Origin of the sequence: Rhodococcus sp. NPDC047139, assembly GCF_040643435.1 — a bacterium.
Taxonomy (GTDB): domain Bacteria; phylum Actinomycetota; class Actinomycetes; order Mycobacteriales; family Mycobacteriaceae; genus Rhodococcus.
Map to the genome: position 1 here is coordinate 142,344 of NZ_JBEYUH010000001.1, position 24,280 is coordinate 166,623.

A 24,280-nucleotide genomic window follows, 5' to 3' on the forward strand; every position below is an offset into this window, starting at 1 on the left:
GGGATTCGGGCTCACGCGAGGTCGCGCGGAGCGCCCGTACCCATGTAGGTGGCGAGATTGTGGTGGAGATTGACGACGCTGCGTTCGCGGTACGGATTGGGCTTGGGCCCGGAGAATCCGCGGGTCTTCATACCCTTCTGCACGGCTGCCATGTTGTGGAAGTCCTGGGGCAGGACGGTGCGCCAGCCCGGGTCGTCCGCCGGCGTGTACTCCCACTCGGTCTCGGGTTCCTGTCCGGCGGGGAAGAGTTCGTAGACAGCGGCTTCGAAGATGCACTTGTCGGGATCGTCCCCGTAGGGGCGGGCGCTGTAGCAGAGCATGTTGTTGAGGGCATGCCCGATCTGGAAGTTCGGGAAGATCTGCCAGGCGGTGCCGCTCTGGGCGACCACCTCGGGCGGGACGGTCGGCCACACCACGCCGCGCGCTTCGTCGTCGCGGCGGGCCGAATCGAGCCAGTGGCGCAGCACCTGGTCGGGGGGCGTGCCTTCGGGCAGTTCGTCGATCAGCCGCTGTGCGGCGTCGACGAGTGTGCGGGTGGTGTTGGTGTTCGCGTTCTCCCACGTGAAGTTCTGCAACTGGATGGTGGCTTTGCGTGCGTCCGGACCGTTTCCGACCCGGAGCTTCGCCTGGTTCTCCTCCATGCCCTTCGGCGCGTCGTAACCGATGTTGCTGTGCTTGCCCTGTGCTCGCGACCACCCGAGAAAGTTGCCGAAGTTCATGAACTCCGGGTGGGTGTACGGCACGTGGTAGGTCTCCATGAAGGCTTCGAGTGCGACCTTCCAGTTGCAGTCGAAGACCAGCCACTTCCGCCAGCGGTACCGCATGTTCTCGAGCTGGAAGTGGTCGAGCAGGGAAGCCGCCGGCTCCAGGTAGTCCCGTAGGGGTTCGGAATCCGGATCCATGTTGATCCAGATCCAGCCGCCCCAGGTGTCGACCTTGACGTCCACGAGGCGGGACCGCTCGGCTGTCAGGCTGTCCTGCCAGTCGTCCCGTTCCGGCGCAAAGGTGTTGTTGCCGTCGAGGTCGTACCTCCAGCCATGGAATCCGCACACGAATTGCTTTGCGCACCCACGCGCTTCGCGCGCGCCGGCCGGGGTGTCGACGAGCCGGCGCCCGCGGTGCGAACAGACGTTGTGATACGCGCGGATCGTCTCGGGAGAGGTACGGACGACGATGATCGAGTCGTCGAGAATCTCGTAGGTCAGGAAATCCCCGACCTTGGCGAGTTCTTCGACGCGGCCGACCTGTTGCCAGACCTTCGCCCAGAGCTTGTCGCCCTCGGCGCGTGCGTATTCGCGAGAGGTGTAGGCCTCCACGCCGATCGTGAGCGGAGTCGAAAGTGGTTCGGGGGACGCGCTAGCAGTGTTTTCGATGTTGTCGACGGTGTCGGTCATGGAAACTCTCCTCTGAAACCGTGCTGTGTCAGCGAGTGATGGCGGCGCGGAAGGTCTCGTCCTTGAGGAACAGGGAGGTGTGGTCGGCGCCCATGTGGGTCCACTTGAGGTTCAGTCCGCCGTCCACGAGGATCGTCTGTCCCGTGATGTAGCTCGACAGGTCGGACAACAAGAAGAGGATCGCCCCTGCTTGCTCCTCGGGTGTGCCGCGGCGGCCCATGGCGATGGCGCGACGGTCACGCTCGAGGTCTTCGTCGACATAGGTACCGGACGCGGGGGTCGCGGTGACCCCGGGTGCAATGGCATTCACGCGGATGCTGTCTGTAGCGAGTTCGACGGCCATCGTGCGTGTCGCCGCAACGAGGGCAGCCTTGGCCGTGCCGTATCCGACGTGGAACGGTGCCGTGTTCATACCACTGATCGACGAGATGGAGACGATCGATCCGGGCAGTGACCGTGACTTCAGTTCGGCTGCCACCGCCTGGCTCATGAAGAACATCGTCTCGAGGTTCTGGGTGAACAGGGCTCGCCAATCCTCCCGCGTGACACGGGTTGCCGGCATCCACGTCGTAGGTGCGGCGCCGCCGGCGACGTTGACCAGTCCGTACAGTTCGCTGCCGGTATGGCGGGCTGCCTTCAGGGCTGCGGCGATCCCCTCATCGGTGGACGCATCGGCTGCGACCGGAATCACTGAAAGTCCCTCGGCCGCTAGGGGTTCGATGTGTTTACCGAGGTTCTCCTCGGAACGGCTCACCGCGACAACCGTCGCACCGGCCTGGGCGATCATTCTGCTCACCGAGGTGCCGATGCCGCCGCCCGCGGCCCCGGACACGATGATCGTGCGCCCACCGAGATCGAGGAAGTTGTTGTTCATCGTGTGCTCACCTCTGTTCACGGATCGCGAGGATGCTGCCCTCGGCGTCGGCGGAGACGTACAGCGTTCCGTCGGGGCCGGCGGCGATTCCGGCGAACGGTCCCTGAGGGCCGGCGAACGGAACGATGCCCTTGAGGGGTTTGGGCGTCACGCCCTCGGGCGCGCCGACCGGCAGGTGCCGGGCGATGATCTGCTGAGCCTTGGTCTCCAGGTCCACACTGATCAACTGCTTCGACCCGGCGTCGACGATGTAGAGCTTTCCGTCGCGAACGAGGATGCCCTGCGGTCGTTCGAGCCCGTCGACGAGCGTGTCGACGCCACCGCTCGTGACGGAGACGACGCGTCCCGCCCCGGCTTCGGAGACGAGAAGGCTTCCGTCCGCGGTGAATGCCACGCCCGTCGGGTCCTGAAGTCCGGACGCGACCACTTCGGACTGTCCGGATCGAACGGTGTGCACCTTGCCGGTGCCGAGGTCGGCGACCGCCACGGTTCCGCTTCCGGAGACCGCCACGCCGTAGGCCTGGGAGAGTCCGCCGAACAGCGTCTCGCTCTCGGCAGTGGAGGGACGGTAACGGGAGACGTGAGTGTCGCCGGCGACGATGAATTCGCCGTCCCCGACGGCCGTCACGCCGCGGATGTACCCGGGCCAGCCGGGGTGGAAGAGCATTCCTGCGGTGTGCAGTTCGCCGTCCGAGCCGAGTGCGAGCAGGAAGGTTCCGTCTGCGACGAACAGCGTGCCGTCCGATCCCACCGTCAGGTCCAGCGGCCAGGTCAGGCCGTCGGCCAGGGCGGTCTTCGTCTCGCCGCCCCCGAGCACCTCGGTGATCTGCCCGGTGAAGCTCGACACGAACAGGCGGTCGCCGACGAAGGTGAGATTGTCCAGGCCCGAGCCGATGTCGGCGATCACGGTGCTCTCACCGTTGCGGGGGTTGATGCGCAGCACCTGCCCCGATGCGACCTGGGGCGAGATGATGAAGCCCTCGGCGTCGAACTTCAGCGCGACGGGCACGCCGAGGTCGCCGGCTACACGCTCGGGTTCACCACCGTCGGGATCGATACGCCAGATGTCGTTGGTGCCGAGCATCGGGTAGTACAGCTTGCCGTCCGGACCGACTTCGAGAGCATTGGGAAGCTGGAGCCCTTCCGCCAGGACTTTCGGTGCTCCGCCGTTGAGGTCGATCTCCATCAGGCGGCCGTCGGGGCGGCACTCGTCGACGAACAGCCGGCCCTGGTGGAACGTGATGCCGTTCGCACCGGGGAGGTCGTCGCGCAGCAAGCGAGTGGACCCGTCGGTGCCGCGCACGCTGACGCGGCCGTCGTAGTACTCGGTGATGTAGAGCTCGCCATCCGGGTGGAAGGCCAGGTCGTCGGGCGCGGTGATGGCGCTGCCCATGGCGCTGATCGTCTCGATGTCCCCGGTGGCGGGGTCGAAGGCGCTGATCTGGCTGCCGGCCACCTGGGCGACGTAGATACGTCCGTCTGCACCGGCGCGAATTCCGTTGGCGCCGAACAGTCTGCTGGGAGGGGTGATCCTCTCGAGACTCCACCCTTCCGCGAGGCTGGCCGGTGAACCTGTGTAGCGCGACCCTTGCGTCAAGGTGGGTCTCCTCCTGTTAGAGAACTTTGTTCTCGCTGAATCGAGAACATGGTTCTTCCGCTGTGGAGCGCGAGAGTGGCCCGTCGAGTCGGGCGTAGTGGGAAAACCGCGTAGAGAATAGTGACGCAAGCCACTCTCGGCTATGTTTTGCAGTTAACCACGAACGCGAGAGCGTTACAAGTATTATTATCCTTGTAAGGATAGGCGTGAGATGCGTGAGGTCTGATGAGAATCGAATTCTCATCAGTGAGGTCGGAGTCGAGACGGGGGATCTCGGTGGATCCGGGGCGCTTGCGAAACCGAACGGCCGGGCACCGCGTCGAAACGCAGGGGCCCGGCCGTTCGGTTTCGTGCCGGGTGGGATGTCCCGGCGGATGGCGAAGAGCGCTTACATTCGTGAACCCCGGCCGGAGCGAATGGAATTGCGGGCCAGTGCAGCCGATGCATTGACCACGCTGTCGCCGAAACGTTCGAGGACGAGGGTCTGGGTTGCGGCGAGGTGGATACGAGCGAGTCTTTCGGCCTCGTCGGCACGACCGGCGGCGATTTCCGTGAGGATCCGCTGGTGGGCTCTGACGGCTTCGTGGGCGTCCGCTTCGGCGGGATACTCGCCGCGCCGGGTCAAGGCCTCTGCCCATGCCTCCTCCTGGGCGGACCACAGGGCGACGTAACTGCTCACGGCATAGCGGATCGTGACGTTCGGCGTGAAGGAGACGACGAGATCGTGGAATTCGCGGGCGGTCTGGGTGAATGCGACGCCGTCGCCGACGACGCGCTCGGAACCCTCGATGGCGGCCTCGAGGACTGGGACGACCACCTCGAGGCGATCCTCACGCCGCGCACACTCGGCGGCGCACATCGGTTCGAGCATCTGCAGGCCGGCCGCGAGGTCGCGCAGGGTGACGCGAGCGCCCTGGAGTGAGAGGCCGAGGTGGTAGGCGGCCGAGAACTCGTCGGGCCGATGCACTTCGGCCCCGCCGACGTTGCCTCGGCGCACCGTGACGAGCCCTTCGGTTTCCAGAATGCGAAGTGCTTCCCGGATCGAGGGATAGCTGACACCGAAATCCTTGACCAACTGGTCTTGAGTCGGCAAGCGGTAGTTGTCGTCGGACAGGATGTGATCGCGCAATTCGGCGGCAACGGTCTCGGCGATGCGGCGTTGGGGTACTCGGCCGCGCCGCGGGCTCGTCACGAAAAACGCCTTCCATGCATGGGCGTCAGTCTAGCGACAGCAGTCTTTTCTACCAAGTATTACGAGGTTAATTCTCGCAAGCATTGCTATCCTTGTTAGGATTGTCGTAATGTCCGGACATGGACTTCACGATGGGTGGGGCGGCCCCGGAACTCCGGAGTGAGCTACGCCGGCTGGTACATGAGCACGTCCCCTCGGGCTTTCTCGGGGCGTTCACGGACGACCCTGCCGATCTCGAAACGGCACAGGAGTTCTGCCGGCTCCTTGCCGACCGTGACCTGCTGTGCATGGCGTGGCCCGAAGAGTTCGGTGGGCGCGGGGCGTCGATCTGGGAGCAGACGGTGGTCCGCGAAGAGATGTGGGCACACCACGAGCCCAGAGGCGCACAGTACATGGGCGTGAACTGGGTGGGTCCGACCATCATGCGCCACGGAACCCCCGACCAGCAGCGCGCACATCTGCCGCCCATCGCGCGCGGCGAGGTGATCTGGTGCCAGGGATTCAGTGAACCAGGATCCGGATCGGACCTCGCCTCGTTGCGGACCGCAGCCCGCCGTGACGGCGACGGCTGGATCATCTCGGGCCAGAAGATATGGACGTCCTACGCCACGATGGCGCAGTGGTGCTTCCTGTTGGCCAGAACATCGACGGGCGCACGTAAACAGCAAGGCCTCACGGTATTCCTTGTGCCGATGTCGGATCCCGCAATCGAGGTCCGCCCCATTCGCGCCATGCTCGGGCCGCACCATCTCAACGAAGTGTTCTTCGACGACCTCCGCGTCACCGACGCCGACGTTCTCGGCAATGTGGACGAAGGATGGAAGGTCGTGCAGGAGGTGCTCGCCTACGAGCGTGTGGGCATCGCCCGGTACGCCCGATGCGAACGTCTCCTGCAGACGGCACCGTCGATTCTCGGCGACCGCTGGGACGACGTACCGGAGGAACTGAAAGCACGCTGGGCACGGATGCTCACCCATTGCCGCCGGGCCAGGCTTCTGGCCTACCGGGTGGTGTCCCTGCAAAGCACCGGCGACGTGCAGCCGGGCGACGCCGCGGCATATCGGATCGCCGTGACCACGCTCGATCAGGACAGCGCCGAGGTGCTGACCGAGATTGCTGCCTACGCAACACCGACCGCAGCCGGTGCGGACCGGTTCGACGACGACACCGTCGAGTGGTTCCGGCGTGCGGTCGAAGATCACTGGCGGTATTCGCAAGCAGCCACCGTGGCATCGGGAAGCATCGAGATGCAGCGGATCCTGCTGGCCCGAGCCCTTCTGGCGGCGTCATGAACACGGAATTGAGCACGGAAGCAACCGACTACGGGCGCGAAGTCGTCCGGGCGCTGGAAGCCGCCGGAGGTGACGACCTCGCCCTGGCGATCGAGAACGACCCCGACCGTCGCCGGACGATTGTCGCACCCCTTCTGGGAGAGTTGGGTGCGTGGGACCTCGATCCACGCGGCAACGCCGACGAACTCGAGGCATCCGCGGCACTTTGCCGCAGCGTGGGCTACTGGGCGGTGCCCTATCCGGTCGCGGAGCGAGTGGCGCGTCCTGCCGATCTCGAGGTCGACGGACTGCTCGTGGTGGCGGACTCCGACCCCCAGGCACCCGTCGCATGTCTCGACCTTCGTTGGGCCGCAGTCTCGCTGGATGGGCGGCGCAGTATCGCGGTGGCCCGGCCACCGAGCCTCGCGCCGAGAACGTCGTCATTCGTCGCGCAACTCGACCTGCATCCCGTCGACGACAACGGCGCCACGGACCTTGCGCTCGCAATTACCCTGCCATGCTGGACCCTGCTGGGAATGCTCGATCGGGCGATGGAATTGACGCGCTCGCACGTTCTCCTCCGTGAACAGTTCGGAGCGCCGCTTGCGACGCTCCAGGGTGTCCAGTTCCAGCTCACCGACGCGGAGGTCGAACGCACCGGACTGGAGGTACTCGCGAAGTACGCACTGTGGAGTGTTCAGGCCGGCAACGACGAAGCAGTGGACGACGCGCTCGCGCTGCGCCTGGCGGCCGTCGAAGCTGCGCAGAAAGTCTTCCGCGTCGCGCATCAACTGCACGGCGCGAGCGGGTTCTGCGACGAGACGACGCTCTCCTGGATCTCCCGGTACAGCTTGCCTCTACGACGGACCCCGTGGGGGCTGTCGGGGACACTCGATGCGCTGACACGACGGATCGGGCGGCGTGGACTGACGGGACTGTTCGGTGACTCTCCGGAGAAGGAATCGCGATGAGATACGAGTTCCCGGACGCACTGAAGGTGACCTGCGACGGCCCGATCCGGCTCGTCGAGATCGACCGCCCCGACGAACTGAACGCGGTCGACAAGAATCTGCATCGGGCGCTCGCGACCGTGTGGCGGCAATTGGCTGCCGACACCGACGCCGCGGTGGTGATTCTCACCGGCGCGGGCCGCGCATTCAGTGCGGGCGGCGACCTGGACTGGATCACATCGTTCCTCGACGATCCGGTCGGACGTGACGAGAGTATTCGTGAGGGCGCCGAGATCATCGACGAGATGCTGCGCTTTCCGCTCCCGGTGATAGCCGCGGTCAACGGGCCGGCAGTCGGACTCGGCTGCAGTGTCGCCGTGCTCTGCGACATCGTCCTCATGTCGGAGAAGGCATACCTGGCAGATCCGCATGTGGCGGTGGGTCTCGTCGCAGGCGACGGTGGCGCCGCCTTCTGGCCCCTGCTCACCCCGATCATGCGGTCGCGTGAGTACCTCTACACCGGAGACAGGATCTCGGCGAGCACGGCAGTCGAACTCGGCCTCGCCACCCGCGTCACCGCGCCCGAGGATCTGTTGCCCGAGGCGCACCGCCTCGCCGGCAGGCTCGCCGCTCAACCCGCGCAGGCATTGCGGGACACGAAGCGAGTGGTCAACATGTACCTGTCCCAAGCGCTCGGCGGTCCGATGCAGGCCGGCTTCGCAGCCGAGGTCGCGACCATGCAGTCGGCCGAGCATCGGGATCGGCTGACCGCGCTCCGGAAGAATGCGCCGAGGCAGAAGGAATCGGCGCGATGAGATCTGCGACCCCTACGCTCGCGGAGTTCCGGGCGACGGTCCGCAAGTGGTGCCGCGACCACGTTCCGCGCGACTGGCGCCGGGCACAGACCGGCGTCCCGGACGAGGAGTTCGTCCGATTCCAGAAGGAATGGTTCCGGACGCTGCGCGAGGCAGGCTATGCGGTACCGCACTGGCCGAAGGAATGGGGCGGAGGGATGCCGGTCGCCGAACAGGTCGTGCTGTACCAGGAATTGGCCGCTCACGACGCGCCTCGCCTGGTCCTGCCCTTCGTATCGATACATCACGCCGCGTCGACGTTGCTGGTGGCGGGCACCGACGAGCAGCGGGAACGTCATCTGCCCGCAATCCTCGACGGAGAGATCTGGTGCCAGGGATTCTCCGAGCCGGGCGCCGGATCCGACTTGGCTGCGCTCACGACGAGCGCCCGCAAGGACGGCGATGTCTACGTCGTCAACGGGCAGAAGCTGTGGGCGAGCGGGGCGATGCACGCCGATCGGTGCCTCCTGCTCGCCCGCACCGATCCCGGTGCCCCGCAACGACGTGGCATCTCGTACTTCCTCATGGACATGAGGACACCCGGGATAGAGGTACGCCCCATCCGGCAGGCGACCGGAGAATCGCACTTCTGTGAGATCTTCCTCGACGACGTCATCGTTCCGGCGACGGACCTCGTCGGTCCTGAGAACGAAGGCTGGCGGGTTGCCCAGGAAACGCTCGGCGCCGAACGCGGGATGACCATGCTCGAACTCGCAGAGCGGCTGGGCAACGCCGGATTCCGGTGGCTCGTCGAGTTGTGCGCCCGGCCCGGCCCGGGTGGGGCGATACCGCTCGACGATTCTCTGGTCGCCGACCGGTTGGCCCAGTTCGAGATCGAGCTCACCGGACTGCGCGCGATGTGCGCCGAGTTCGTCGCGGACGATCGGCCCGGCCCCGCCGACGCGTCGATCGTCAAGCTCTACTACAGCGAATTGCTCCAGCGCATGACCGGCTTCGCCACCGAGCTCGCCGGTCTCCCGGCCCACGCCCAGCTTCGGAAACCCGCGTCGAGCGGGTGGGAATCCGGTGCATGGGTACTCGATTTCGTCGGATCGTGGGAGTGGACGATCCCGGGCGGGGCCAGTGAAATCCAGCGCACCATCATCGGCGAACGCGGCCTGGGCCTGCCCTACGAACCGAGAGGCGATCGATGACGGATTCGCTCACCGACCTTTCCGAGTTCCACGACGACATGCGCGCGGTCGTCCGGGACATCCTCGGGCGACCGGGAAGTCACCATGGCCCGGCGTGGGAAACCGTCGTCGGCTCCGGTTGGCTCGGATTCGAGGTCCCGGGGGAGTTCGACGGTGCCGATGCAACTTTCGCGGAAGTTGCGGTGGTGCTTCGGGAGATCGGCCGCGCGGCCGCGCCCGGCCGGTACCCGGCGGTCGCCGTACTCGCACTGGGGGCACTCGGCATGCTCGAGTCGTGCCCGGATCGCGACCGGCTGCTTCGTGACATCGTCTCGGGGACGTGTGTTCCGGTCCTCGCCGTCGCAGGGGAGCCGACGGGCCGGACGCCCTTCCGTCTCGAACACGTGCCGGGCGGCGCAGTCCTCGACGGTACTGCGCCCTTCGTTCTCGGGGCGCCCGGAGCGGACCGGATCCTCGTGCCGGCCGAGGAACCCGACGGAACGACGGTGATCGTCGATGTGGGACCGAAGACTCCCGGCATGGTGGTCACCGAACAACCGGTGATCGATGCGACCCGCAGTTTCGGTTCAGTCCTCGCGGCAGGGTTACGCGTGCAACCGGAGTCGGTGTGGCGATTCCGCGGCGACTCCGGGGAGGCGATCGGATTTCTGCACGCCCGTGCCGCAGTGGCGGTGGCATGCGACAGTCTGGGGCTGAGCGAGGCGATGCTCGATGCCACCGTCGCCTACGTCGGCGCGCGGGAGCAGTTCGGCCGCAAGATCGGCTCTTTCCAGGCGGTCAAGCACGCGTGCGCCGACATGCTCGTTCAGGTGACGGTCGCGCGCAGGCTCGTCGACGCTGCCGTGCGCGGCATCGCGAGCGGGGATGCGGACGCGCCGGTCGCGGCATCGATGGCCAAATCGTACGCGTGTTCCGCGGCAGTCGAGATATCCGGCAAGGCAATGCAATTGCACGGTGGTATGGGCTACACGTGGGAGAGCGGTATCCACGTGTATCTCAAGCGGGCCACGCTCAACCGTTCGCTTTTCGGCTCACCCGCGCTGCACCGCGCCCGCGTGGCGGAGCGGTACCGGACTGCATTCCGGGACTGACGGTCTCCCGAAAAGGATCGCCCCGCACGAGTCGATCTCGTGCGGGGCGATCCTTTCGTTCTGTCGTCACGACCGGAGCATCACACCTGAAGACGCGCGACAGCCAGGTCGCGAATCTCGCTCGACTTGATCTTCGCGCTGCCGGTGAGGCTGATCTCACCCTCGTCGAAGAACAGCACCTCGCGCGGAACCTTGTAGCTCGCGAGTCGCTCCCGCAGGTACGACCGGATTCCGTCGACATCGAGATCCGTGTCGGCGTGCGCCACGATGCATGAGACGACGACCTCGCCGAGCGTGTCGTGCGGAACCCCGACGGTGCGGGCGACCTTCACTCCTGGATGGGCGATGAGTGCCTCGTCCACCTCGAGCGGCGACACATTCGCGCCACCGGTCTTGATGATGTCGGTGAGCCGGCCTTCCCAGAACAAGCGGCCGGCAGCATCGACGTAGCCGCCGTCCCCGGTGTGGAAGAACCCCGATTCGTCGAGCGTCTCACTGAGGGGGATTCCTACATATCCGAGCATCAGGGTCGGGCCCTTGACGCAGATCTCGCCCCGTTCGCCGCGTGGCAGGACTGTGCCGGTCAGCGGATCGACGATCTCGATGGTTACGCCGGGCAGCGGCTCACCACTACTTCCGGCAGCGATCTCGGACGGTGTGTTGGCGGGATAACACGCGCTGATCGTGAACGTTTCGGTGTTTCCGTACGCGTGGCTCGGCTCGTACCACTGCGCCGTCACCGTGGGATGCCGCGCCACCGGGGTGTTGAAATCGACATAGAGCAGACTGCTCAGATCCGCCCTTTCCCAGTTGGGTGCGCCCACGAGTTGTGCCCATTGATGCGGCCAGGCGAACGGAAAGTTCACCCGCTCCTTCTCGATGAGTTCGAGGGCTTCCACGGGATCGAAGGTCGGTTGCAGCACCAGGCACCCGCCACTGGCGAGGGTGTTACCCAGCGCCATTGCGAAGTTGCCCGACCAGAAGTAGCCGTTGGCCGTCCAGCACCGGATGTCGTGTTCGGGCGCGAAGCCGTACATGCGACGGAAGCGCCACATCTGGATACTCACACCGCGGTGGGCGCTGAGGATCCCCTTCGGTTTGCTCGTCGAACCCGAGGAGAAGAACAGCACGGCGACATCGCTGGGTCGCACACCCGCCGCAGAGGCCTCCACCAGTGCTCGCGGCTGCGACTGCCCATGTGCCAGGAATTCGTCCCACGACGGCACGGACGCGACTTCGTCCGGTGTGCCGATCATTGCGACGTAGCGTAGGAACGGGTACTTCGCCGACTGCACCACTCCGGACGTGGTGGTGCCGAGCTGCGGTTCCAGGCCGGCCAGGGCGGCAGCGAAATCCGTCTTGAGCACGGTGCGCTCGAACAACAGGACGGAGACTCCGGAGGTTTCGAGCATGTAATCGAGCTCGGCCGGGGTCGAGAAGGTGCTCAGCGTGACGGCGACGCCTCCCGCCAAGGAGGTGCCGAAGACCGCTGTGATCCATTCGGGCCGGTTCGTCATCAGCACGCCGACGCGGCCGTCCTTCGCGAGCCCGATTCCGCGCAGCGCTCGTGCCACCTCGATCGCACGTTCCCACAGTTCGGCGTAGGTCCAGCGGGTGACACCGTCGGCTCCGTGCATGACGAGCGCTTCGCGGTCCCGGTACAGCTCGGTCACCTCGCGCAGGAAGCCGGGCAGCGTAAGGCTGCCCAGCCCCGGCTCTTCACTCAGCGGAGGTCCCGAGACGACGGAAATGGAGTCCACCACTTCTGCGGTCGTATCAGTGCTCATGATGACTTCCTGTTCTCCGTGCTGCCGCTAGAGCGGCAACTCGACCTCGGCGGTGGAGGAGACGAGCACGTTGCCGTCCTGATTGGTCAGGCGCAGCTTGATCTGCACGAGGGGGACACCCCATGTGGTGTCGGTTTCCTTGCCGACAACCTCGGCGTCGAAGTACGTCACGTCGCCTTCGAATGCCGGTCCGCGGAAGTCGGACTTGATGTGGCGAACCATGCCGTCGTGCCCGGCCCAGTTGGCCAGGAAGTCGGTGCACCACGCACCCATCGTGGCGCCGTAGCCGTATGCCCTGGCCATGCCGACCTCACCGGCCTTCTCGGCGTCGATGTGCCCGCGCGAGGGGCCCACATACAGGCCGTCCCGCTTGCGCGGATCGATCATGGCGCCTTCTTCGTCGAAGCCGAATCCTTCGACCCAGCCCGGGTCCTGGTTGATCCACGGATCCTCGACACCCTCGGGCGCCACCCACTCGAAGGTTCCCCAGATATTGAAGAGGAACGCGCGGTATTCCGTGGTGAACGTCGCGATGCTGTGGGGTCCGATCACGCGACGGGGGAGAGTGTCGCCGACCTTGACCTCGTCGAAGTGCGGCGATGTGCCCGACCAGTTGGACAGCAACCATTCGTGACGCAATGCCTCGATCTCGAGGAGTTCGTCGTTCGTCCACTTCTTGACCTCGCCGAGCTGGTTCTCGTACATGCCACGCTTGGTGGCTTCGGCCGAGAGATAGCGAATCGCGGTGGAACGCTCACGGGCGACAAGGGCGCCGTGCTGATTCGTATGCGTGGTGTCACCACGCGAGAACATCGTGGGTCCCGCGAACTTGGTCTCCGTGACTTTGTAGTCGTGGAATCGGCGCTCCTGGAACAGTTTGTCTCCGGGACGCACCGGGACTCCGTAGAACCACCATTCCTCGCCCCCGAAGATCAGGTGGCTGTTCGGGATGTAGCCGACGCACGCGGGTGCGGCGCCGTGCCCGAAGTCGAGGGCCACCGCAATGGACTGGGGGGCGACCAGGCCTCCGAACTTGGACTCACGCGCGAAGGTCTCGTTCCAGTGCAGGGGATTGGGGTTGTCCATGGCCATGGCCCAACGCCGTATGTCGGACGTGCTGCACGGATCCCAGAGTTGTCCGCCGCCGACCGGCTTGCCCACGCGGTGCTCGACGTCGGACAGGTCCAGTTCTACAGTTTCCGGCGTTGAGGATTTCTTGCTCATCTGCGCTCCCCTTTATCGATTGACGTCGACGACGATGCGCCCGCGCACCGTGCCGTTCATGAGTTCGTCTGCGGCGGTGATCGCTTCTCTCAGCGACACTTCCCGGGCGATGGCGTCGAGCGCGGCCGGATCGAGATCGCGGGACAGGCGAGCCCACGCGGTGACACGGCGCTCTCGTGGTGCCATGACGCTGTCGATCCCGAGCAGGGACACACCTCGCAGGATGAAGGGCGCCACCGACGCCGGGAAATCCATACCCTGAGCCAGCCCGCACGCGGCCACAGCACCGCCGTAGCGTGTCTGCGCACACGCGTTCGCGAGGGTGTGGCTGCCGGCGGTGTCGACGACGGCCGCCCAGCGTTCCTTCTGCATCGGTTTGCCGGGCCCGGAAAGGTCCGCGCGGTCGACGACGGTGGATGCGCCGAGTTGCTGGAGGTATTCGGCCTCGGACGTCTTGCCGGTCGCGGCCGCCACGGTGAATCCGGCCTTGGTCAGCAGCGCGATCGCGACGCTGCCGACACCGCCGGTCGCGCCGGTGACGAGAACCTCGCCCTGATCCGGAGTCACGCCGAAGTCCAGGAGGGCGTCCACGCACAGGCTTGCGGTGTATCCGGCTGTGCCGATTGCCATCGCTTGCCGCGCGGTGAATTCGGCGGGCAGCGGCACGAGCCAGTCTCCGTTCAGCCGTGCGCGCTGGGCCAATCCGCCCCAATGGGTTTCGCCGACGCCCCAGCCGTTGAGGACGACCCGGTCGCCCGGCGACCACTCCGCGTGGTTGCTTTCGGTGACGACGCCCGCGAGGTCGATTCCGGGAACCATGGGGAACTTGCGGACCACCGGCGACTTGCCGGTGATCGCCAGTGCGTCCTTGAAATTCAGCGTGGAGTATTCCACGTCGACGGTGACGTCGCCGTCGGGGAGGTCGCTGTCCTCGATGGTCTTCAGCGACACCTCTTGTCCGGCGTCGCCCTTCTCGATCATCAGTGCCGAAAACATCTCTAGGGAATTCCTTTCTCGGTCCGCCCCGTTGTGCGGACGTTCCACTCAGCCGCACCGTACTTCAATCATTACAAGGATGGCAATACTTGCATGTTCTGGTGTTGCCGGTGATACTCGCTGTGATCGTCGTCACGATGTCTCGCGTTCGAGTGTGAAGTCGCTCTGGGCTGCGAAAGCCGGAACCCGCTGAAACCGCCTGTGTTTCCTACTCGCCGAACCGAGTGCGCGTCGTGTCTCATCCCGCTGTTCTGTCTCCACCGAGAGGTCACCATGTTCCGACCCAGACGTTTTCTGCCCGCGGTTGCCGCGGCGTGCGCCGCGGTGCTACTGCTCAGCTCGTGCGGCGAGGCGAATTCCGGCACGGGCGCCTCCGCCGAGACCGGTGATCCGGTCGCGGGCGGTTCTCTCACCGTCCTGCAGACCGGTGAACCCCGTTCGCTCGACCCCGCCGCGCTGACCAACTATTGGGCTTTCCAGCCCACCCTCGGCAACGCGCTGTACGGGACATTGATGATCAACGATGTCGAATCGCTCGACATCGAGTACAAGATGGCCACCGATTTCTCTACCACCGACGGTGGGGCCACGTTCACGCTGAAGCTCCGGCCCGACCTCGTGTTCACGGACGGCACCCCGCTCGATGCTGCTGCCGTCAAGTACAACTGGGATCGCCTTGTCGATCCCGCCCTCGGATCGACGTCCGGGCGGTTCGCCGGCCAGATTGCCGAGACCCGGGTCGAAGACCCGACCACTCTGAAGGTCACGATGAGATCCCCCAATCCGCATTACGCGCAGTCCATCGTGGGGAGTTCGCTGAACTGGATCGCGTCTCCGGCCGCATTGGCGAAGGGGCCGGGCGAATTCGATGCGAACCCCGTCGGTGCGGGACCGTTCACCCTTGCCTCCTGGGCGCGCCAGGACGCGATCGAGCTGACCAAGAATCCTGATTACTGGGATGCGCCGAAGCCGTATCTGGACACGCTCACCATCCGGACTGTGAGCGACACGAATCAGCGCGTGAACGCCATGACCACAGGTGCGGCAGATCTGGCCTCCGAAACGAACTGGGCAAGTCTGAAGAAGGTCGAGGCCGCAGGGCTGAACATCGATGTCGTGCCGACGGGTGGCGGGCAGTTCGCCGGTATGAATTTCGCACGTGCTCCCTTCGACGACGCACGTGCGCGCCGAGCGGTGTCCCTCGCCGTGGACCTCGACGCGATCAACACCGCCGTCTACAACGACGAGGGTCAGATCCCCGGGACGCTCTTCGAGGAGAACTCGCAGTTCTTCAGTGACATCCCGCTCAAGGCGACCGACCCTGCCGCTGCTCAGAAACTCTTCGACGAACTGGCCGCCGAGGGCAAGCCCGTGTCGTTCACGTACCTGTCCTACCCGACGACGGAGAGCCGGACACTCGGTGAGGCACTGCAGGCGCAACTGAGCGCCTTCCAGAACGTCGAGATGAAACTGGACGTCGTCGACTACGCCCAGGCGACAGCCCGGACCGCCGCACGAGATTTCGACATGCTCATCTCCTCGGCCGTGATCCAGGATCCCGACACTGCGCTGTGGCTCGCCTTCCACAAGGACTCGTCCGGTAACACGGTGGGCATCGACGACGCGGAACTCAGCGCAGCGCTGGACGCCGGCCGCGTCGGTGTGACCGTCGACGAACGTAGGGCGGCGTACGAAACGGTCCAGAACCGCCTCGTCGAACTCAACCCGGGCCTCTGGTACTACCGCGCCGTCCCGGGCGTCGTGTGGGGACAGAACGTGCAGGGTGTCGAGGTGTACGCCCTCGGGTCGCCGTTGCCCGAGGAAATCTGGGTCACCGACTAGTCCCCGTCGCTATCGCACCGGCGCAGAAACTACGACAGGAGTAACAGAGTGACAGTGAGCTGGCGAAAGATGCCACGTCCGTTGCTGGTGGCCGTCGCATCGGTCATGGTGGCCGCCGGTTGCGGTAGTGGCGGAACCTCCGGAAACCAAGGGGCCGGGTCGGATACCCCGGTGCGCGGCGGCGAACTGGTGATGGCCGTCAACGTCGAAGGGCAGACGATGGATCCGGTCTGGTGTGCAACCCATGCGTTCGACCGGTGTGCGCCCGTGTTCGGGACCCTGCTCCGCTTCGACACCGAGGACGAACAGTTCGTACCTGCGATGGCGTCGTCGTTCGACTCGGAGGACGGGATCACCTGGACGCTGACGCTGCGCGAGGGTGTGCGCTTCAGCGACGGCACACCGTTCGACGCCGCCGCCGTCGTATTCAACTGGGACCGAGTCAAGGATCCCGCGAATCTCTCTCCCTCCGCCCGGATCGCGGCGCCACTGACCTGGAGGGTGGTCGATCCCCTCACGGTCGAGGTGGTCGCGGAGGAACCGAACTTCCAGCTTCCTTGGGCGCTTGCGCAAGGCATGGGGATGATCGGGTCACCTACCGCCATTGCACAACTCGGCGCCGACTTCGGCAATGCCCCGATCGGCGCCGGCCCGTTCCTCCTCGAGAAATGGACTCGCAACTCCGAGGCCAGATTCGTGGCCAATCCGGAGTACTGGGACGAAGGTGCGCCGTACCTCGACAGTTTCGTACTGAAGGTGATCGGCCAGGACGATCAAAGACTCAACGCTTTGCGGTCCCGAGAGATCGATGTCAACTGGTCTCTGCTCTCCAAGGATGCCCGGGCGGTCGAGGCCGAGGGCTTCACCGTCCACGCGCTCCCTCTCGTCGGTGGGACCGGACTGAACTTCAACTTCGAGGACCCCGACCTGCGGGACCCACAGCTGCGCCTCGCCGTGCTGAAGACCTTCGACAGCGCCCAGATCAACAGTGCCGTGTACCCGGGTGACGGACCGGTGGACGCATTCCTGTTCTCCGAAAGCCCTTACCGCGACGACAGCCTCGGAACATTCCCGGCCAAGGATCTCGAAGGCGCCCAGAAGTTGTTCGACGAGTACCTCGAACGTACCGGGAAATCCGACCTCACACTGCGCCTGAGCACGTTCGCGGGTCTGCCCGCACTCGAACAGGTCGCCCAGATCCTGCAGTCACAGGTGCAGGCGATCGACGGATTGCGCATGGAGATCGACGCAATGGATTACGCCACCCTCCAAGGTGTTCAACGCTCCGGCGACTACCAACTCGCTCTCGGCGCGACGCTGTCACAGCACATGGACGCGCTCTACGAGACCTTCCACTCGGCCGGGACGAACAACACGACACGGTACGCGAACCCCAAGGTCGACGAGGCCCTGGAGGTGAGCCGCACATCGAACGATCCGGATGCGGTCGCCGACGCCTACCGGGTGGTCAACGGGGAGATCTCGAAAGACGGACCGCTGCGGAACTGGCGATATCAGACCGGCTACATCTTCACCCAGGGCTACGTGAAGGACCTCGTCCTCACCGGCACGCTCGGCGGCGCGGGTGTCTACCTCGATCGTGCGTGGATCGACGAGTAGACCTCCGTGAACAGCACACGCGGCGAAGTACGGGAGCGGAGGTGGCGAGGCGTGAAGCGACGAGCAGTCCTGCGGGGCGCGGCCCCGGTGGTGAATTTTCTCCTTCTGGTCTGGATGGTCAGCGTGGCCGTCTTCCTGCTTCTGGAGCTGATCCCCGGGGATCCCGTCGACAGCCTCGTCCCACCGGGTGCCTCCGAGGAGATGCGCGAGCTCGCCCGGCAGAACTACGGTCTCGACGAGCCGCTGCTTCAGCGCTACGCCTCGTGGATGGGAGGTGTGCTCCAGGGCGACTTCGGCCGGTCCTTCACCACGCAGACGGACGTTCTGGCCTCCATAGCCGAGCGCGCCCCCGTGTCGTTGGAACTCGCGGTCGTGTCCATGCTGTTGGCGCTCGCAGTGTCGGTCCCGGTCGGTGTCTGGTCGGCGTACCGTCCCGGTGGCCACGTCGACCGGATCGCGACGACCCTGACCTCGGCAACCCTGGCGGTTCCCTCCTTCGTTCTGGGGATCCTGCTCGTGTTCGTCTTCGGGGTGCAGTTCGGGATGCTGCCCATCCTCGGGTGGGTGCCCTTCTCCGAGGATCCCGTCGACCATGTGCGGCACCTGGCCTTGCCGGTGCTGACCCTGGCAGCCGGCGAATGCGTCCTGTTCACGCGATTGCTCAAGGGGGACATGACAGCGACCCTCCAGCAGGACCACGTGCTGTCGGCAAGGGCACGAGGGCTGCCCACCTGGCGCATCCTCGTCCGGCACGCCCTGCGTCAGTCCTCGTTCTCGCTCGTCACCGTCTCCGGCGTGGTCATCGGCCGACTCATCGGAGGGACCGTCATCGTCGAACTGATCTTTTCTCTGCCGGGGATGGGGACGTTGGTGGTCAACTCGATCCTCTCCCGCGATTTCGTCGTCGTTCAGGCCGTAGTCCTGCTCAGCGCGCTGCTCTACCTGTCGATCAACACAATCGTCGACCTGGTCTACCCATGGCTCGACCCGAGAGTGAGGAAGGTGAGTGCCGCGTGACCGACCTGATGCGGCAGGACACCACCGGTGGAGCACAGAGGCGACTTCCGGCGACGGTGGCTTCACCCCTCACCCCACGCACGACCCGGCGGAGACGTCGAGATATCGGCGCCTTCGTCGGGGCGGCGTGGATTCTCGCCGTGGTCGTCACCGCTTTGACCGCGGACTGGTTGCCTCTGCCCGACCCCAACGAGATCACCGACGACTTCAGCGCGACTCCTGGCTGGGGACCGCACCCGCTCGGTACGGATTCGCTAGGCCGCGACCTCCTTTCGCGTTGTATCCACGGTGCTCGCGTATCGATGGCCGTGGCGATCGGAGGCACTGCGCTCGCGATGGTCGTGGGTGTCGCGCTGGGTATGATCGCCGGATTCTTCAGGGGCACGGTCGACCGGGTGATCTCCCTGGTCGTGAACTTCCTACTCTCCTTCCCGGCCTTGATCTTCCTCATCGCGCTGGTGGCCGCTCTCGGACCGGGGCTGTCGACGCTGGTACTCGGCCTGGCCCTGTTGGGTATTCCCAACTTCGCGCGTGTGGCGCGGGCGAACACGATGGCATTCGCCGAGCGCGAATTCGTGATGGCGGCAAGAGCACTCGGCGCCGGCCCGTGGAGGATCCTCGTACGGGAGCTGCTGGCCAACGTGATGCTCCCCGTCATGTCGCTCGCGCTGGTGGTGATGGCGACCCTCGTCGTGGCCGAAGGAAGCCTGAGCTTCCTGGGCCTCGGAGTACCGCCACCAACGCCGAGCTGGGGCGGGATGCTGGCAGCAGGGCGCGAATCCCTGCGGCAGTACCCCCATCTCGTACTGATTCCTTCCCTGTTCTTCTTTCTCACGGTGTATTCGTTCAACAAGCTCGGTGATTCCGTTCGCGGGCGGATCGGTAGGGAGTCGTCGATATGACCAGCGATGTCACCGTGTCCACGGACGAGACGACAGGACGCCGAAATTCCGATCCGGCCGTCGCCCTGCTGGAGGTGAGCGAACTGCGCGTGTGGTTCGATACGCCCCGCGGGCTCGTCCGGGCCGTGGACGGTGTCGACCTCCACCTCGAAGCGGGCCGGACGCTCGGAATCGTGGGAGAGTCGGGCTCGGGAAAGTCTGTGCTGTCGCGAGCGATCATGAAGATTCTGGCGCCGAGCGCTCGTGTGCTTCCCGGGAGCCGAATCGTGCTGAACGGCGTGGACCTGGCGACCGTGTCTCCTCGAAACAACAAGCACCTGTGGGGCGTCGAGCTGTCCATGGTGTTCCAGGATCCGATGACCTCGCTGACCCCTGTCCTGACCGTGGGGCAACAGCTCACCGAGACCCTGCGCTTCCATCTCGGCCTCGACCGGCGGGCCGCCAAGGCGGAAGCGATCCGTCTGCTGACACAGGTGGGTATTCCCGAACCCGCCGTACGGTTCGATCTGTATCCGCACCACCTGTCGGGTGGTATGCGGCAACGGGTCACCATCGCACTCGCGATCGCGTGCTCGCCGAGGCTGCTCATCGCAGACGAACCGACGACCGCGCTCGACGTGACGGTTCAGCAGCAGATCCTCGATCTCCTGGCCGATCTTCAAGCCAGGACGAACATGGGCATGATCCTCATCACCCACGATCTCGGTGTCGTGGCCGGGCGCACCGACAGCATCGCGGTGATGTACGCGGGAAGGGTGGTGGAAAGCGGCCCCACCCGGCAATTGTTCTCCCACATGCGACATCCGTACACGCGGGCTCTGATGGATGCGATTCCGCGCCTCAACCGGCCGAGTCACACCTATCTGCCCTCCATCCCGGGGAGGCCACCGACGATCGTCGACCCGCCGCCCGGCTGCAGTTTCGCTCCGCGCTGCCCGTCTGCGCAGAGCAGGTGCCTGGCGGAAACCCCGGAGTTGGAAGCCTCTCCCGATTCCTCCGGCCACTTCGCCGCGTGTTTCTTTCCGCTGGGAACGCCGCAGGGAGACGCCGCCCGCCAAGCCAATGCCGTCGCCGGCGCCACCGCGGCGGGCACCCGAATCGACCCCAAGGACGTGATCTGATGGCCGGCAGTGGTACCGCCCACCTCCGGGACGGTCTCGACGTGGTGCTGAGCATCCGCAACCTCACTGTCGAGTACGCCGGACGAAAAGGCGAGCGCGTCCACGCGGTGTCCGACGTGAGCTTCGACGTCCGCCGAGGAGAAACGGTCGGTCTGGTCGGGGAATCGGGTTGCGGCAAATCCAGCGTGGCCAAAGCGATTCTGCAATTGCCACCTCCGACGTCGGGGTCGGTGCTACTGGACGGAACAGAGATGATCGGTCTCGGTGGTTCTGCGCTACGCAACCATCGTCGGCGGTTGCAGATGATCTTTCAGGATCCGATCTCGTCACTCAATCCGTTGCGCAAGGTCAAGGATATCGTGGCCGAAGGTCTGCGGATCCACGGCTACGCCGACGAGAAGGAGATCCGGGAACGGACCCTCGACATGCTCGAGCGGGTGGGTCTGGACCCGGACACCGCATCCGATCGCAGACCGCACGAATTCTCCGGCGGTCAGTGCCAACGGATCTCGATCGCACGGGCGATGGTTCTCGATCCGGAGATCGTCATCTGCGACGAACCGGTGTCGGCTCTCGACGTGTCGGTGCAGGCACAGATCGTCAATCTGCTCGAGGAGATGAAGGCTCGGTACGAACTGACCCTGGTCTTCATCGCTCACGATCTGGCCGTGGTGAAGAACGTGAGCGACCGCGTGGTGGTGATGTACTCGGGAAAGGTCTGTGAGGTCGCCGACTCGGACGAACTGTTCGGCGCGCCGGCGCACCCGTACACACGCGCGCTGATCGATGCGGTTCCCGAACCGGATCCCGATGCGCCGGTTCGCACCGGCGCGCTCGACGGAGACATCCCTTCGCCGCTCGCGCCCCCGAGCGGTTGCCGCTTCCGCACCCGCTGCCCGGCTGCACAGGAGGTGTGCGCGAATGTGGAACCACAGATGCGCGAAGTACGACCGGGGCACTTCGCAGCGTGTCACTTCCCCCTGGAGGACGGCGTCGGCCTCAGCCGGTGAGGCCGACCGGGGATCACCGCGCCGTCCACCCGCCGTCCACGACGATCGTCTGACCCGTGACATAGCTTCCCGCTGCCCCGACCAGCCACAGGACCGCGCCGACGATGTCGTCGGGCGTTCCTTCCTTCGGCAGGGGAGTGTTCCGACGGAGGTATTCGGTGGCCTTGGCACTGTCGTAGAGCGGCCCGGTGATCTCGCTACGGAAGAAGCCGGGGGCCACCGTGTTGACCCGGATCGAGTGACGAGCCCACTGGACTGCGAGTTCTGCTGTCAGGCCGGACAATCCGAGCTTGCTCGCAGCATAGGAGGCCTGAGGAATGCCGGGCACGCCGACACGTCCACTGATCGACGACACGTTGACGATTGCCCCGCCGCCGGCATCGCGCATATACGGAAAAACGGCTTGTGAGAGCCGGAACGGGGCGAGCAGGTTGAGATCGATCGTGCTCCGGACAGCGCCCAAGGGCTCTGATTCGGCGCGCTCTTCCGTGAACATGTTGCCCGCGCCGTTGACCAGGATGGTCGGTGCGCCCAGACCGTCGACGACCACCGGTACCACGTCGTCCACGGCATGCAGGTCGGACAGATCGCACGGCACGGACAGACCACCGATGCGCTCGGCGAGGTCGTCGAGGCGGTCCTTGCGACGGGCTACCACCGCGACGCGGGCCCCGAACGCCGCGAGTGTCTCGGCGACCGCTGCTCCGAGTCCGGACGATGCGCCGGTCACGAGCGCCACCCGGCCGTGGAGACCGAACATCTTCGATGCGGATTCCGGGTTCATCGGTGCGACGTGCTCCTTCGGGGTCGTTGTCACGAGGTGGCCTGCCTGTGTGCTGCAGCGAGTTCGGGTAGCCCGGCACGCTGGATCTTGCCCATCGCGTTGACCGGGAGGGCGTCGACCCGCGTCCATACTTCCGGGACCTTGTAGGTCGAGAGTGTACGACGGCAATGATCCTCGATCGAGTCGAAGTCGATTTCTCTGCGACCGCTTTCGATGATCGCTCCCACTCGGTGACCGAGCCGGTCGTCGGGGACGCCGTACACGGCAGCCTTCGTGACGGCCGGGTGGGACCCGAGTACCCGTTCGACCTCGAGGGGGTAGACGTTCGCGCCGCCGCGGATGATGACGAGTTTCTTCCGGTCGAGTACGGTCAACACTCCGTTCTCGTCGACCGAGCCGATGTCGCCGGTGGGGAACGGCCCGGGATCTGCGGGGTTGACGGTACCGTCCTCCCAATAGCCCAGTAGGGGAGTCCACCTGTTCGCCCAGTCGCCCGTCGTCGCGCCGGTCAACCGCAACTCGCCGATCTCGCCAGGGGGCAGACGCCGCCCCTCGTCGTCGTAGGCGGCCACGTCGTACTGTGGCAGAACGTGTCCACTCGTGCCGGTTCGCCACTCGGCTCCGGGGGGGTCTATCGAGACCACGGTCGGTGCCTCGGTCAGTCCGTAGGTCGCGCGGGGGACCAGGCCGTGGGCCGCGGCGAAGGCGTGTCGTAGGGCGTCCGGAGTGTCGCTGCCACCGCTCCACACCTCGACGAGTGATCGGAGATCGAGATCGGGGCGTTTTGCGAGGTCGAACAGTTGTGCGGGGGCACCGTTCCACACGGTCACCCGCCGAGTCGAGATCCACTCGGCGACGCCGTCGGCATCGCGCCGGTCCATGATCACGGCACATCCGCCTGCCTGTGCGGTGAGGAGGGTCGACAGCACCATGAGATTGAGGATCGTCAGCGGGAAGCTGTCGCCCTTGCGCAGTTCCGTACCCCACCCGCGGATGGCCGTCAGGACCGCTCCCGGCAGGAGCAGATTGCGTTGGCTGTGGACGACCGCCTTCGGGCGTCCGGAAGTGCCGCTGGTGAAGGCGATTCCGGCCGGCGCATCGGGGTCGAGATGCACAGGTGGGGCGGTGAGGTCGTCGTCGAGTAGTGCTGCCCATTCGTGCTCGGTGACGACCCCCTCGGTGACGGCTTCGTAGCGGGGACCGGTGAGGGTGATGCGAGGTCGGCACATCCGGTGGAGATCGTGCTGCTCTTCGGCGGTGAGAGCTTCTCCGATGCCCACCCATACGGCTCCGATGCGCTGGGCCCCGTGGAAGGCGCCGACGATGCCGAGATCGTTGGGCAGGCAGGCGGCGACCCGGTCTCCGGGGCGGACCCCCAGCGACCACAGCGCGCCGGCTGCGCGACGCGCTCGATCGTCGAGTTGCCGGTAAGACCACACGCCCGAGGCGGCCTCGATCGCGGGTGCGTCGGGGTGCGATACGAGGGCGTCGTCGAGCACCTCGGCAATCGTGTTCGGCGCAGTGCTGATTCTTTCCACCCCATAGTGATACCACTATCCTTGTAAAGATTCACTTGATAAGGTGACGCCGTTCCCCGAGC

Annotated in this window: 20 protein-coding genes; 11 read left to right on the forward strand and 9 right to left on the reverse strand. The window is 65.6% G+C overall.

Annotation, left to right across the window (positions count from 1 at the left end):
- Positions 1 to 11: 11 nt before the first annotated feature.
- From ABZ789_RS00685 to ABZ789_RS00700, 4 genes are all read right to left on the reverse strand, one after another.
- Positions 12 to 1,394, reverse strand: a complete 1,383-nt coding sequence (locus ABZ789_RS00685) for an aromatic ring-hydroxylating dioxygenase subunit alpha (protein WP_358417454.1) — start codon at positions 1,392 to 1,394, stop codon at positions 12 to 14.
- A 28-nt stretch (positions 1,395 to 1,422) separates the two neighbouring features.
- Positions 1,423 to 2,268 carry an SDR family oxidoreductase gene (locus tag ABZ789_RS00690; protein WP_358417457.1) on the reverse strand — a complete coding sequence of 282 codons (846 nt, stop codon included), beginning with the start codon at positions 2,266 to 2,268 and terminating at the stop codon, positions 1,423 to 1,425.
- Between the two features lie 7 nt (positions 2,269 to 2,275).
- Positions 2,276 to 3,865 (reverse strand): SMP-30/gluconolactonase/LRE family protein, encoded by a 1,590-nt coding sequence (locus ABZ789_RS00695; RefSeq protein ID WP_358417460.1) that lies wholly within the window; start codon positions 3,863 to 3,865, stop codon positions 2,276 to 2,278.
- Between the two features lie 388 nt (positions 3,866 to 4,253).
- Positions 4,254 to 5,057, reverse strand: a complete 804-nt coding sequence (locus ABZ789_RS00700) for a GntR family transcriptional regulator (RefSeq protein WP_358417463.1) — start codon at positions 5,055 to 5,057, stop codon at positions 4,254 to 4,256.
- Between the two features lie 119 nt (positions 5,058 to 5,176).
- Here ABZ789_RS00700 and ABZ789_RS00705 point away from each other — a divergent pair, with 119 nt between their 5' ends.
- The 5 genes from ABZ789_RS00705 to ABZ789_RS00725 are packed head-to-tail and all read left to right on the forward strand — an operon-like array spanning position 5,177 to position 10,377.
- Positions 5,177 to 6,349: an acyl-CoA dehydrogenase family protein gene (locus tag ABZ789_RS00705; protein WP_358417466.1), complete on the forward strand. Its 1,173-nt coding sequence runs from the start codon at positions 5,177 to 5,179 to the stop codon at positions 6,347 to 6,349.
- Complete coding sequence (locus ABZ789_RS00710; RefSeq protein ID WP_358417468.1) at positions 6,346 to 7,299, forward strand: acyl-CoA dehydrogenase family protein; 954 nt, start codon at positions 6,346 to 6,348, stop codon at positions 7,297 to 7,299. Before ABZ789_RS00705 ends, ABZ789_RS00710 begins: the two co-directional genes overlap by 4 nt.
- Positions 7,296 to 8,093, forward strand: a complete 798-nt coding sequence (locus tag ABZ789_RS00715; RefSeq protein WP_358417471.1) for an enoyl-CoA hydratase/isomerase family protein — start codon at positions 7,296 to 7,298, stop codon at positions 8,091 to 8,093. The genes ABZ789_RS00710 and ABZ789_RS00715 overlap by 4 nt, the downstream gene beginning before the upstream one ends.
- Positions 8,090 to 9,286, forward strand: a complete 1,197-nt coding sequence (locus ABZ789_RS00720; protein ID WP_358417474.1) for an acyl-CoA dehydrogenase family protein — start codon at positions 8,090 to 8,092, stop codon at positions 9,284 to 9,286. Before ABZ789_RS00715 ends, ABZ789_RS00720 begins: the two co-directional genes overlap by 4 nt.
- Positions 9,283 to 10,377: an acyl-CoA dehydrogenase family protein gene (locus ABZ789_RS00725; RefSeq protein ID WP_358417477.1), complete on the forward strand. Its 1,095-nt coding sequence runs from the start codon at positions 9,283 to 9,285 to the stop codon at positions 10,375 to 10,377. Before ABZ789_RS00720 ends, ABZ789_RS00725 begins: the two co-directional genes overlap by 4 nt.
- Positions 10,378 to 10,457: 80 nt before the next feature.
- On the opposite strand, the gene ABZ789_RS00730 is transcribed toward ABZ789_RS00725, so the two are convergent.
- The 3 genes from ABZ789_RS00730 to ABZ789_RS00740 are packed head-to-tail and all read right to left on the reverse strand — an operon-like array spanning position 10,458 to position 14,384.
- Positions 10,458 to 12,164: a class I adenylate-forming enzyme family protein gene (locus tag ABZ789_RS00730; protein ID WP_358417480.1), complete on the reverse strand. Its 1,707-nt coding sequence runs from the start codon at positions 12,162 to 12,164 to the stop codon at positions 10,458 to 10,460.
- Positions 12,165 to 12,191: 27 nt separating this feature from the next.
- A complete protein-coding gene (locus ABZ789_RS00735) occupies positions 12,192 to 13,388 on the reverse strand; it encodes a MaoC family dehydratase N-terminal domain-containing protein (RefSeq protein WP_358417483.1) in 1,197 nt (398 codons plus the stop codon).
- Between the two features lie 12 nt (positions 13,389 to 13,400).
- Positions 13,401 to 14,384, reverse strand: coding sequence for an MDR family oxidoreductase (locus ABZ789_RS00740; RefSeq protein WP_358417486.1), 984 nt, complete (start codon positions 14,382 to 14,384; stop codon positions 13,401 to 13,403).
- A 273-nt stretch (positions 14,385 to 14,657) separates the two neighbouring features.
- Here ABZ789_RS00740 and ABZ789_RS00745 point away from each other — a divergent pair, with 273 nt between their 5' ends.
- Genes ABZ789_RS00745 through ABZ789_RS00770 form a run of 6 tightly spaced genes read left to right on the forward strand, consistent with a single transcriptional unit; the run spans position 14,658 to position 21,896 of the window.
- Positions 14,658 to 16,226: an ABC transporter substrate-binding protein gene (locus ABZ789_RS00745; protein WP_358417489.1), complete on the forward strand. Its 1,569-nt coding sequence runs from the start codon at positions 14,658 to 14,660 to the stop codon at positions 16,224 to 16,226.
- A gap of 48 nt (positions 16,227 to 16,274) precedes the next feature.
- Positions 16,275 to 17,846: an ABC transporter substrate-binding protein gene (locus ABZ789_RS00750; RefSeq protein WP_358417492.1), complete on the forward strand. Its 1,572-nt coding sequence runs from the start codon at positions 16,275 to 16,277 to the stop codon at positions 17,844 to 17,846.
- A 51-nt stretch (positions 17,847 to 17,897) separates the two neighbouring features.
- Positions 17,898 to 18,863: an ABC transporter permease gene (locus ABZ789_RS00755; protein ID WP_358417495.1), complete on the forward strand. Its 966-nt coding sequence runs from the start codon at positions 17,898 to 17,900 to the stop codon at positions 18,861 to 18,863.
- Positions 18,860 to 19,765, forward strand: coding sequence for an ABC transporter permease (locus ABZ789_RS00760; protein ID WP_358417498.1), 906 nt, complete (start codon positions 18,860 to 18,862; stop codon positions 19,763 to 19,765). Before ABZ789_RS00755 ends, ABZ789_RS00760 begins: the two co-directional genes overlap by 4 nt.
- Entirely contained in the window at positions 19,762 to 20,886 is a 1,125-nt protein-coding gene (locus tag ABZ789_RS00765; RefSeq protein ID WP_358417501.1) for an ABC transporter ATP-binding protein, read from the forward strand. The genes ABZ789_RS00760 and ABZ789_RS00765 overlap by 4 nt, the downstream gene beginning before the upstream one ends.
- Positions 20,886 to 21,896, forward strand: a complete 1,011-nt coding sequence (locus tag ABZ789_RS00770) for an ABC transporter ATP-binding protein (protein ID WP_358417504.1) — start codon at positions 20,886 to 20,888, stop codon at positions 21,894 to 21,896. The genes ABZ789_RS00765 and ABZ789_RS00770 overlap by 1 nt, the downstream gene beginning before the upstream one ends.
- Positions 21,897 to 21,909: 13 nt before the next feature.
- Here the strand turns inward: ABZ789_RS00770 and ABZ789_RS00775 are convergent, their stop codons facing one another.
- Together ABZ789_RS00775 and ABZ789_RS00780 are read right to left on the reverse strand one after the other, a co-directional pair.
- Positions 21,910 to 22,680: an SDR family oxidoreductase gene (locus ABZ789_RS00775; protein WP_358417507.1), complete on the reverse strand. Its 771-nt coding sequence runs from the start codon at positions 22,678 to 22,680 to the stop codon at positions 21,910 to 21,912.
- Positions 22,681 to 22,709: 29 nt separating this feature from the next.
- Positions 22,710 to 24,218 carry a class I adenylate-forming enzyme family protein gene (locus ABZ789_RS00780; RefSeq protein ID WP_358417509.1) on the reverse strand — a complete coding sequence of 503 codons (1,509 nt, stop codon included), beginning with the start codon at positions 24,216 to 24,218 and terminating at the stop codon, positions 22,710 to 22,712.
- Between the last annotated feature and the right edge of the window lie 62 nt (positions 24,219 to 24,280).